General features: G+C 70.4%; 5 protein-coding genes and 2 pseudogenes. 5 read left to right on the top strand and 2 right to left on the bottom strand.

Translation table 11 applies throughout. From position 1 onward, the window contains the following. Positions 1–52: 52 nt before the first annotated feature. A complete protein-coding gene (locus PV419_RS20400; protein WP_415925336.1) occupies positions 53–2,092 on the top strand; it encodes an alpha-glucuronidase in 2,040 nt (679 codons plus the stop codon). Between the two features lie 15 nt (positions 2,093–2,107). Here PV419_RS20400 and PV419_RS20405 read toward each other — a convergent pair whose 3' ends face one another. Next, a complete protein-coding gene (locus tag PV419_RS20405; RefSeq protein WP_319690899.1) occupies positions 2,108–5,842 on the bottom strand; it encodes a CHAT domain-containing protein in 3,735 nt (1,244 codons plus the stop codon). A gap of 109 nt (positions 5,843–5,951) precedes the next feature. Between PV419_RS20405 and PV419_RS20410 the strand changes: the two are divergent. Both PV419_RS20410 and PV419_RS20415 read left to right on the top strand, forming a co-directional pair. Further along, positions 5,952–6,317, top strand: a pseudogene (locus PV419_RS20410) (two-component system response regulator); the annotation flags it as partial. A 453-nt stretch (positions 6,318–6,770) separates the two neighbouring features. Further along, positions 6,771–7,140 (top strand): annotated as a pseudogene (locus PV419_RS20415) (VOC family protein). 15 nt (positions 7,141–7,155) lie between these two features. Here PV419_RS20415 and PV419_RS20420 read toward each other — a convergent pair. Continuing rightward, positions 7,156–8,160, bottom strand: coding sequence for a hypothetical protein (locus PV419_RS20420; protein WP_319690901.1), 1,005 nt, complete (start codon positions 8,158–8,160; stop codon positions 7,156–7,158). Positions 8,161–8,593: 433 nt separating this feature from the next. Here PV419_RS20420 and PV419_RS20425 point away from each other — a divergent pair, with 433 nt between their 5' ends. Together PV419_RS20425 and PV419_RS20430 are read left to right on the top strand one after the other, a co-directional pair. After that, the gene (locus PV419_RS20425; RefSeq protein WP_319690903.1) at positions 8,594–9,736 is read left to right on the top strand and encodes an amidase domain-containing protein; all 1,143 of its coding nucleotides are present in this window, start codon (positions 8,594–8,596) and stop codon (positions 9,734–9,736) included. Between the two features lie 696 nt (positions 9,737–10,432). Beyond that, positions 10,433–11,332 (top strand): beta-ketoacyl synthase N-terminal-like domain-containing protein (locus PV419_RS20430; RefSeq protein ID WP_319690946.1); only part of this gene is annotated, 900 nt, incomplete at its 3' end.

An 11,332-nucleotide genomic window follows, 5' to 3' on the forward strand; every position in this document is an offset into this window, starting at 1 on the left:
GCCCGCGCCCAGGCGATCCGGCGCGCTCGATCCGCATTGACCAGGGGTTTCCGTGACAGCATCCGCATCCGTCCCCGTGCCCGCGCTGCCCAGCGGCGTGGACCCGGCGTGGCTGCCGCCCGAGGTGTTCCGCCCGCTCGGTTCCCGGCGCACGCTGATCTGTGGAACGGGCTCCCTGGTGGACACGGTGCACGGAGAAGTGACGTACGCCTGCGCACGGTTCGGCGGTGAGGTCGTACGAGGTGCGCAGGCTCAGGGCGCGCCGTACGACCTGGTGCTGGAGCTGGGCGAGGGCGGCGACCGGGACGGGCTCGGGGACGAGGGGTTCGCGCTGGTGCGTGCGGGCGGCGTCACACGGGTGACGGCCGCCGGTCAGGCCGGGCTGCTGTACGGGCTGTTCCACCTGGTGCGGCTCGGCGAGGCGGTCTTCCGGGGCGAGCGGGCGCGCGAGGTGCATCGGCCGGCGCTGGCGCTGCGGATGCTGGACCACTGGGACAACGTGGCGGTGCATCCGGTGATGGGCCAGGTGGAGCGGGGGTACTCGGGTGGCTCTCTGTTCTGGCGGGACGGCCTGGCACGGGGCTCACGGGACGAACTGGAGCGGGTGCGCTGCTACGGCAGGCTGCTTGCCGCGTGCGGCATCAACGCGGTCGCCGTGAACAACGTGAATGTGCACGAAACCGAAGCGCACCTGCTGACCGACCGCATCGGCGAGGTGGCCGCGATCGCGGACGCGCTGCGCCCGTACGGGATCCGGACGCATCTGTCCGTCTCCTTCGCCGCGCCCGTCGTGCTCGGCGGCCTTCCCACCGCCGATCCGCTGGACGCCGCGGTGACCGACTGGTGGGCGGAGACGACCGGCCGGGTGTACGCGGCGATACCCGACTTCGGCGGGTACGTGGTGAAGGCCGACTCCGAGGGACAGCCCGGCCCGTTCAGCTACGGCCGCAGCCACGCGGACGGCGCCAACATGCTGGCCGCGGCACTCGCCCCGTACGGCGGCACGGTGCACTGGCGGGCCTTTGTCTACAACCACCGGCAGGACTGGCGGGACCGGTCGACGGACCGGGCACGCGCGGCCTACGACCACTTCGCTCCCTTGGACGGCGAGTTCGCACCGAACGCGGTGCTCCAGGTGAAGCACGGGCCGATGGACTTCCAGACGCGCGAGCCAGTCTCCCCGGTGATCGGCGCGATGCCGAACACCCGGCTGGCGGTGGAGATACAGGCGACCCAGGAGTACACGGGACAGCAACGGCACGTGTGCTGGCTCGGGCCCATGTGGAGCGACGCGCTACGGTTCCGGCCCGAGGGGGAGGAGGGGGCGAGCGTCGGGGACCTGGCGCGCGGCGGCGGCCTGGTGGCGGTGTCGAACGCCGGCGACGACCCGTTCTGGACCGGGCACCCGCTGGCGCAGGCGAACCTGTACGCGGTCGGCCGCCTGGCCTGGCAGCCCGACGCGGACCCGCGCGCGATCCTGCACGAGTGGATCGAACTGTCCTTCACCCCCGAGGAGACCGCTGGTCCCGCGCGGCTGCGCAGCGGGCTGCAGGCGGCTCTGGACGGCTCCTGGCGGACCTACGAGAAGTACACGGCACCGCTGGGCATCGGCTTCATGGTGCAGCCCGGACACCACTACGGGCCGAGCGTGGACGGCTACGAGTACAGCCCGTGGGGGACGTACCACTTCGCCGACCGGGACGGAGTCGGCGTCGACCGCAGCCGGGCGACCGGCACCGGGTTCGCCGGGCAGTACGCGAAGCCGTGGGCGGAGGTGTACGAGTCGCCCGAGATCTGCCCGGACGAGCTGCTGCTCTTCTTCCACCATGTGCCGTACGGGCATGTGCTGCACAGCGGCGAAACGGTGATCCAGCACATCTACGACACGCACTTCGACGGCGTGGAGGAGGTCGAGGAGGCACGCCGGGTGTGGGCCGGGCTCGCGAACCTGATGGATGCGGCACGCCACGCCCGCGCGGCGGAGCGCTACGAGGAGCAGCTCCGCAGCGCCCGCGAGTGGCGGGACCACATCAACACGTACTTCTTCCGGAAGTCCGGCGTAGCGGACGCTCGCGGGCGCCGTATCCACTGAGCTCGACACTTGTGCTCACTCCGCACCCCGGGCCGCCGGGTTGCCCTGGTGGGTGAAGGCGGCCCAGAGATGGACCTGGCCGAGGTCGATGCGGGCGGCTTCGCCACGTAGGTCGTCATGGAGGGTGGGCGGGGGCTCGCGGTGCGGGTCGATCATCCACAGCTGGGCGGCGCGCAGTGCGTCCACCGGGGCGAGGCCGTGCGTGGTGACGAAGTCGTGGAAGACGGCCATCATCAGGGCCGTCGAGGCATCGCGGACGGCCCAGCGCGAGCCGATGACGTCGGCCGCGCCGCGCGCGATCAGGGCGGTGGACAGGGTCAGGGCCTCGTCATGGTCGCGGGTGCTCAGGTCCGTCTCGCAGGCGCTGAGCACCACCAGCGGGCCCTCCGCGTTCGGCTGTCCAGTGGCGGTGCCGTCCAGGATGCGGGCCACGGTCAGGCGTCCGGCGTCATGGGGAGCATCCGGCGGGGTGGCGAGCCAGAGCGCCGAGCGCGTGGGATACGGGCCGACCAGGGCGTGGCAGGAGATGTGCAGGACGGCGGCGGTCGGCGAGCTGCCGCCGGGCAGGACGGCGAGGATGTCCTCCGGGGTGCCCGGCGCGTCGCTGACGGCCGTGGGGAACTCGCCGTAGCACAGGCCGTCCGGGTAGCAGGCCGCGCGCAGCGCCTCGGTCTCGATCTCGGCCCACAAGAGGGAGAGTTCGGGGTCGGCGACCAGGACCTGCCCGGACGCGGTGGGCAGCCGGTCCCGGGCCGCGGCCCGCAGGAACTCGGCTGAGGAGGGGGCGTAGCTGAGCACCGCTTCCTCGCAGGCGTACCGGTGCGCGCGCCCGCCGCGCCAGTTCGGGGTGCGCGCCGCGTGCCAGGCGACCGCGCCGAGCGCCCCGCAGGGCACCAGGACGATCCGCGGCGGCCGGTTGAGCGGCCCCACGGCCGCCAGGACGGGGCCCATCGCGGCGGGCCAGGCCCAGTCGCACAGCTCGCGCAGCGCCGCCTCCCATTGCCGGTCCGGCGCCGCCTGCCCGCTCGGCTCGGCCGTGGCATCGTCGGCGGCGGCCTGGGAACGTCGGGCCGTGGCGTCGAGGTAGCGCTCCAGCGGCGGGCTGCCGGGGGCCAGCAGCGGCAGCTTCAGGACGGCGGGCGGCGCGTTGCCCGTGTCGGGGCGGAGGATCAGCGCGAGACCGGACTGGCCGGGTTCGAGCCCGGGGACGAGATAGACGAGCGCATCGGTACCGGTGGCGGCGAGACCGGCCGTCAGTCCTGCCAGGTCCGGGGGCTCGAGCGGTTTCCAGGCGGCGTCCGCGCCGCTGCCCTCGCCCAGCGCGTCAAGTGCCCTGCGGCGCAGAGTGCCCGGGATCTGCCGCTCCGCGGACCCGCCCAGGAGCGGGGCCGCGGTGTCGGACGGCAGCCGGTCCGCCGCAGCCTCGGCGCGCCACTGCCGGGCCAGGTCCGGGTGACCGCGGGCTTCAAGGAGCTCGGGGATGCCGCGGGACGCGGCGGCAGCCCGCAGCACCATGGCCCGACCCCGTTCCAGCGCGTCCACCGCATCGGCAGGACGGCTGTTGATGGTCGTCCAGTAGGCCAGCCACAGTGCCCGCGCCGACCCGGTACGGGCCACGGCCAAGCCGTGTTCGGAGCCGAGTTGGAGAAGGACGTCGGAGGCCAGCCCGACCAGCGCCTCGCCCATGACAGCCAGGCAGGCCTCCAGGTCCGCCTGGGCGCTCGGGCCGTGGCGGGCACAGCGCAGCCGGTAGGCCTCGGCCAGCTGCGTCAGGGTGTCGGAGATGTGTGGCAAGCCGTGCCCTCCGGCGATCAGTTCGCGGACCCGGGCCAGCTCGGTGATGCTCTCGTCGAGCAGGCGCGGGTCATCGAGGTGGCGGGTCGCGTGCAGCAGGGCCCGGCCGAGTTGGCTCCGCAGCTGGAGTTCCTGGTGGGGGGTGGGCTGCGGTCCCTCGAGGATCCGATGGACCTCTGCGGCGGCCCGGTCAGCGGCCTCCCGGCTGGGATCGATCATGACGAGTTGGATCAACGCGTTGGCCCGCACGGCCGGTAAGTACGGTGCGAGCAATCCGGCGATCCGCCGCTGGTCGGTCTCCACCACGTCCCGCAGGTACCGGGCCGCGGCGCGGAACTCGGCCAAATCCTGACTGCGGGCGGCCTGTTCCCGATGGATCTCGGCCAGCGTGGCGGCGATGGCGAAGCGGTTCTCCTGGTCGGGCGGCAGGGTGGCGTACAGGTCGGTCAGTTCCTCGATGAGGCGCGGCAGCACGGTAGGGTCGTCGCTGCGGCGTGCCAGGGCCAGCTCATGGTGGGCCGCGAAGACCATCGCGTTGACCATCTTCGTGGACGGTGGTGAGCCGTCGCGGCGGTAGGCGGCGAGCAACGCCCTGGCCATCGTCAGGGCGGCGTCGGCGGCTTGAAAACTGCCCCCGAACATCGCCGCCGAATGGAGACGCCCAGCCAGGGCGCCGGCGATGGCCTGCCTGGCGGGCGTGGCCTTCTCGCCTTCCCCGGACAACTCGTCGATCATCTCCCGGAGCCGGGCGGCGCCCCTCTCCAGCTGTGCCAGATCGCCGGTCTGCTGCACCCGTACCAAATCGATCAGACTGGTCAGCCACTGTTCCAAAGTGACCTGGCCCGGCCGGCCGGAACGGCCGGCGGGCTCGGGGTCCGGCTCCGACACGGCCTCGTCCACCTCGTCGAAGTCCATCGTTCCGGGCACCAGGAAGTTGGCCTGCAGCAGCAGAGCGGCGTGCAGCTTGGCGATACGAGCTCGTTCGGGTACGCCTGCCGGCAACCGGCGCAAGGCGCCCCGGGCGACGTCCGTGCTGCGACGGGCCCTCTCGGCCAGCGCCCGAGGGTCGCCTTCCCCCGATCTGAGCTCGGCCAACAGCTCGCGCAGCGGAGCGAAGACCGGTCGGTCCAGGCCCAGGGCCGCCACTTCCTCGTCGGCCTTCTCGGTGGGGATCCTGAGCTCGTACACGGTGTTGGACAGCCACACCAGGAGACGCGTGAACCGAGGGATGTCCTCCGAGGCCCAGGCGAGCACGCCCTGGACGGCGTCGGCCAACGCGTCGCCGGCGTCTTCCAGGGGAGCTGTACCCGTCGGCTCCGTCGTGTTCTCCTCGTGCGGTGCCGCCGCCTCGGACAGTGTCAGCTTGATCTCCGACACGACGAACCCGAGCAGTCGGATCAGCTGCGGATCTTCCGGGGCCTCGACGAGGCGCCCGAGAACGTCTGCGGCCTCCGCCAGGTCGTCCCGCACGGATGCGGTCAGCGGCTGCGGGCCCAAGGCGCGAAGCGACCGCTCCTGGCGGGGGCCTTGCCGCGAGGCTCGCATGGCTCGCGCATAGTGCTCCGGGACGAGCAGCCAGAGCAGCGCTTTGCGGGCATGCACCGCGAGCGGGTCGGTGAGCGGCCTGGTGCGGTCGGCCCAGCGCAGGTGATGCAGGGTGTACTCCCGGGCCGGCCGGGCCGCGTCGCGCCGTTGGCCCGGCCCACAGCTGTCGAGCCAGACGCACATCAGGATGCCCAAGGAAGGGACGATGCCGTCCCGGAGCGGATCGTCCGCGGGCAACAGGCGTTCGATGGCGGCGACATGCTGGATCGTCTGCCGCAGCGCGGCGGTCCGCGCCGGGTCGTCCGCCGGTCGGCGCAGCACCTCGTTGGCCTGTCGGGTGGCGATGTCGGCCCAGGCGCGCAGCACCGGCGCGCTGTCCCCGCTGCCGTTGTGGTGCCGCTCCTTGTCCACCCCGCACTCCCCCGTGTCCGATGGTCGCACGGCCGCCGAGGCCGCTGCAGGCCATCTACCCCGGCGGTCGGCCGCCCACGTAAGTCTCGACCCAGGACGACCATCGGCCAAGCCCTTCGACCACGAGGACCTGCAGCCCGCCTCGAACGGTACGCAACCCGGCGCGGGCGCCCTGCTGACCACGGTCGTCCGCGGCCAGGCCGACGTGGACCGCGTCCTGGCCTGAGCGTTCGCGCCCCCGGCGGGCAGCGCCCTGCCGAAGGGCATGAGTGTGGAGACCGCTGCCCTGATCGAGCGGGCGCTCCGCGACGTGGACGGCACCCTCTCCGCCGCCGAGGCGGCGGCCGCCACCGGCGTCTCCCGGGTCAGCGCCCGCCACTACCTGGAGTACTTGCACGACACCGGCCACGCCGACGTGGCGCTGCGCTACGGCTCGGCCGGCCGCCGGGAGCGCCGGTGCAGCTGGCGGGCGTAGCGACCGGACGTCTGTCGTCCACACGTCCCGATCCGCCGGTCACCTCCACAGGGGTAAGTGTGTGACGTAACGTCGTTCTGTCGACGCCGGCACTGGCATGGGGCAGGAGGAGACCTTATGGACGCGGCGAGAAGACCGTGGAAGCCGCGCGCCAGCAGGTGAAGGATCAGGCTCAGGTGGAGTCGAAGCGATGGCTCCTGCAGGCCCGGCATGACGCCTGCCAGGTGTTCTTGGGGGCCATCGATGCGTACACAGACGTTCTCGTCCTGCCCACTGCGGAAGCAGTGGCGGCAGAGGCAGCGAAGCTGCAGTTCCGCTCGGCTCATTTGCGGGTCAAAGTGGTCGGCCCGAGACGGTTCGGGCCGGCCACCTCAGGTGCGATGGCGGCGAGGTCCTCCCAGTAGGCTCCCAGGTGGTCATGTGATCACCTACGCCGGCTGTCACGGAGTTGCCATGCCCCCGCAGATGAAGCTCACGGCGATAACACTCGACTGCGCCGATCCCCAAAAGCTGGCCGCCTTTCACCGGCAGGCCACCGGGCTCGAACTCCACCCCGAGTCCAACGGCGACTTCGCCGGCCTCACCCGCGAGGACGGGCTGTGTATCGGTTTCCAACGGGTCGAGGACTACCAGGCTCCGCACTGGCCCGGCCAAACCGTGCCACAACAAGTCCACCTCGACTTCGAGGTCGATGACCTCGACGAGGCCGAGGCCCGGCTATTGGAGTTGGGCGCGACCAGGCCGGGGCACCAACCGGGCGGAGACAGGTAGGCGGATCTTCACCGACCCGGCCGGGCATCCCTTCTGTCTGACCAGACGCTGACGTCAAGCCCTCCCGCTAGCGGCCGTGGGTGCGGGCGCGGAGCGCCTTGCGGTAGCTGTCGACCGCTTCCCCGACTCCATTCATGGAGTCCCGCAGGCCACCGGGCGTGCGGCTTCTCACGAGGGTCCGCAGTACGTAGTCAGGAGAGAACTGCCCCGCGAAACCGTCCGGGGCGTTGGAGCGGATCAGCGGCTCGTTGGTGAAGACCGACGAGCCGTCGTCGGAGTGTTGGTACGCCCAGCGACACGGACACAGCCGCAGTGCGGCCTCTCCGACGTACCTGACCGCGCCCGCGAAGAACTCGTCACCGGCCGCCGCCTCCAGCGAGGCGGGGCCATCGAAGCGGTCCAGCACGAGCCGTTCCAGCGTCGAAAGCGAGTCCAGGGAGTAGCCGAAGGGGAAATCCCCGGGCAGATGGGCCGCTCGCCACCGGTCCAGTGCGGCGTCCATGGGGGCCAGCCACTCATCAAGACACCGGCGGGACTCCTCGCTCGCATGCAGGCGATCGTCCTCCATGTACCACGCGAGCGTCTCGGGTTCCGCCGCGGGCATCCCGTCACGCACCCAGTTGCCGAGCTCCACCGGCACCGGCAGACCGAACTCCTCCAGGCCCTTGGCCTGTTCAGGCGTCAGCAGGAGCCACCAGGCGTCATAGGCATCATCGTCCAGCTGGTAGAAGCTCCGTGGATCGTCGTTGCCTGGCACGAGGTCGCCTATGGCGTCGAAGGCGGTATTCCAGTCCATATAGCGCGTACCGTCGGACAGGTGCCGCGCCGAGTGCCATATCGACCGGCCATTGCGCCGGAAATGCAGGTACTCGCCTCCGTCCTCGTCCTTCACCAGCTCGACGTCATCGACGACCACCGAGCCGCCCGAACACGCCGCCGCATCGAGCAGCAGCTCCTCATATCCGTCCGCAAGATAGCCGGACACCTTTTCCGGCGTCTGGAAGCCGATGCCGCATTCGCCGACGAGGAAGGTCAGCTCGTCGGTGTCCTCGAAAACCTCGTCGAGGTCCATGCCGATCCCGGCGGCCTCCGCCAGGCCGATGCGGCCTGTTCCCCCGTCAGTATGCCGAGCCGAACCAAGGTCTCCGCAAATCCACGGATTGTGTATGCAGCGAACTCAACGCTTGTTCCCAGCAATTCGAAGTACGTCGCATCCGCCGAGTGCGGTCGAAGGCCCGAGCAGCATCGCCTTGACGACGTTCGTCGACCCGGCCGGCGCCATGCCGACGGCGGCAGTCGTACCGCGAGCCCCTCCGCCTCCTGGCCGGTCTCGCATCGCCCTACCCCGTGACCTGCAAGTAGCCGCGTCGGCCTGCTGCGGAGTGACCAAAACAGACCGGACATATTGTGAAGCAATCGAGAAAGTTAAGGAGGACATGCAAAGATGACCGTCACCCGGGTCCGACCGCCCGGGGTCAAGGAGAAGCCCAGTGAGATCTCGGACGTTGAGCCGTTGCTCAACCGTGGCCGCGACCGTGCTGTCCGCCACACTGCTGCCCCTGTCCGCCGCCCAGGCCCTCGCCGCCGGCGACGGCGCTGACGCTTCGTCGCCCGCGGCGACCCAGGCGACCATCGCCTCCTTCGGACGAATAGCGGACGCCATACTGACCGACCGTACGACCGCTCTGCTCGACCGGCCCCAACTCGCCCGCACGGCACAGAAACCGCAGGGGAACGTGCGGCTCTCGCTCGCGGTTTCCCGCACGGAGAGCACCGCGCTGGCCTCCGTGCGGGGCACCCGCGCCCGGTTGGCCGGGCTTGGTGAGGCCTACAGCGACGCCGACACGAAGACGACCGTCGACAGCACCCGCATAGAGGGTAGGCGGGCCACGGTCCGCGTCACCGAAGCCACCACCCTCACGTACGAAAAGATCCGCGGCGACGAGCCACCGACCACCGGCTTCACCGCGCACCACGAACTCACCTTCACGGCACAGACGGACGGCAGCTGGCAGCTGGCGAGCGTCCGGCGCACGGACAAGGGCCCCCGCCCGGTCAACGAGCCCGTTCCGGCGACGAGCACAGCGCCGGTACGCCCGAGCGCCATCATCGACGCCCCACGCGCCGCCATCACATACCCGGCTGCGGCCAAACCCAAGAACCTCGGCACCGGCACCACGTACAACTACGCGGCGATGGCTGCGTACGCCGAGAAGTACTGGAAGAACTACAACACCGCCTACCGCCGCTTCAACAACGCCGGCGGGGACTGCACCAACTACATCAGCCAGTCCCTCTACGCGGGCGGCTGGAAGCACGCGACCACTTCCACCGAGGACTACGACACCTGGTGGTACGGCACGTCGGGCCAGTCCGACTCCTGGGTTGGTGTCAACGAGTGGTCCTGGTTCACGCAGACCGCCAAGCGGACCACCGCCCTCGCGAACGCCTACCAAATGGACATCGGTGACGTCCTGCAGGTGGACTTCGACAAGGACGGTGCCAAGGACCACACCATGATCACCTCCTACCGGAACTCGAGCGGGGTCCCGTACCTCACCTACCACGACACCGACACCTATCGGCGTTCGCTGTCCAGCCTCATCTCGTCGTACCCGAACTCCGCGTACTACGCCTACCGCACCTGACACCGGCCCACACCACGGCCACCTCGGTCCGCTGTTCCCCATTCCTCGTGACGGGAGCAGCGGGCCTCCGGCATCGAGCGGGGGCGCAGTCCTGGCTCGCCAGTAGATAACGCCGCCCGAAGATCGCCGACTTGCGGCCGCCGCCACTCGAGGTGCATTCAAGTCCGATGCGACCACTCTTCTGCAGCACTGGCATATAAGTCCATGAACATCTGCTTCTGACTGCTGCCTCTGCCGAATTTGGAGATGGTTCAGTTGCCCAAGCCTCGGGGCGAGAGCGCGGCCGCCGGCCTTCCATGTCCCCGCCCGCCTGGAGCCACCGGATCCGCGCGTCAGCGCACCGACTGCAGCGCCCCTGTGCCAGGGTCTGATCAGCTCCGAAGCGCACCGGCTGCCCCGCCCGAACCGCCGCGCAGCCGGGACCGGGCCTTCGGCCCTGCGCGCGCGCCTCAGCGGTCATGACCCGGCGGGGCAGCACGAGATCGTGCTCGCCTCGGTCCGCCACTTCCCTCCGGCTCCCGCCCTCCTCGCCTTCAGCCAGAGCCATGTCCCCGGCGGGAGGAGGACATGCCGCGATCCGGTTGAGGATCACCACCCGTTGGCCGTAAGCGAACTCGGCCTCGCCTGAAACGACAAAAACCCGCCTCCTCCGCAGTCCTTCGAAGGTGTTCAAGGACGCTCAAGGACGTGATCCCACTGGTACACGAAGACGAACTCCTCAGCTATCTGAAGCGGGTGACCGCTGACCTCGACCGGACTCGCCGTCGTCTTTACGAGGTCACCGAGCGGGAGCAGGAGCCCATCGCCATTGTCGGCATGTCCTGCCGTTTTCCCGGCGAGGTACGGTCCGCGGAGGACTTCTGGCAGCTGATCGTGGCAGAGACGGACGCGATCGGAGATTTCCCCACCGACCGTGGCTGGGACGTCGAGAACCTCTACGACCCGGATCCGGACCGATCCGGCACCTGCTACACGCGCCACGGTGGCTTCCTCTACGACGCCGCCGGATTCGACGCAGAGTTCTTCGAGACCTCACCCCGCGAGGCGCTGGCGATGGACCCGCAGCAGCGGCTGCTGCTGGAGACCTCCTGGGAGGCTTTCGAACACGCCGGAATCGACCCGGCCTCGGTGCGCGGCAGCCAGACCGCCGTGTTCACCGGCATCAACCCGCCGGACTACCCCGTTGGCCACTCCTCGAGGCCTCCGGAGTCCGCGGAGGGCTTCATCCTCACCGGAAGCGCGGGAAGCATCGCCTCGGGCCGAATCGCTTACACGTTGGGCTTGGAGGGGCCCGCGGTCACCGTGGACACGGCGTGTTCGTCGTCCCTGGTCGCCCTGCATCTGGCCTGCCAGGCACTGCGCGCCGGGGAGTGCTCCATGGCCCTGGCGGGTGGAGTGGCCGTCATGTCGACCCCACGCATTTTCGTGGAGTTTGCGCGGCAGCGTGGGTTGTCGGTGGATGGCCGGTGCAAGGCGTTCGGGGCGGGGGCGGATGGTACGGGGTGGGCGGAGGGTGTGGGGGTGTTGTTGGTGGAGCGGTTGTCGGATGCGCGGCGGTTGGGGCATCGGGTGTGGGCGGTGGTGCGGGGGAGTGCG

This window comes from Streptomyces sp. ME19-01-6 (genome assembly GCF_033793745.1).
Lineage (GTDB): Bacteria > Actinomycetota > Actinomycetes > Streptomycetales > Streptomycetaceae > Streptomyces.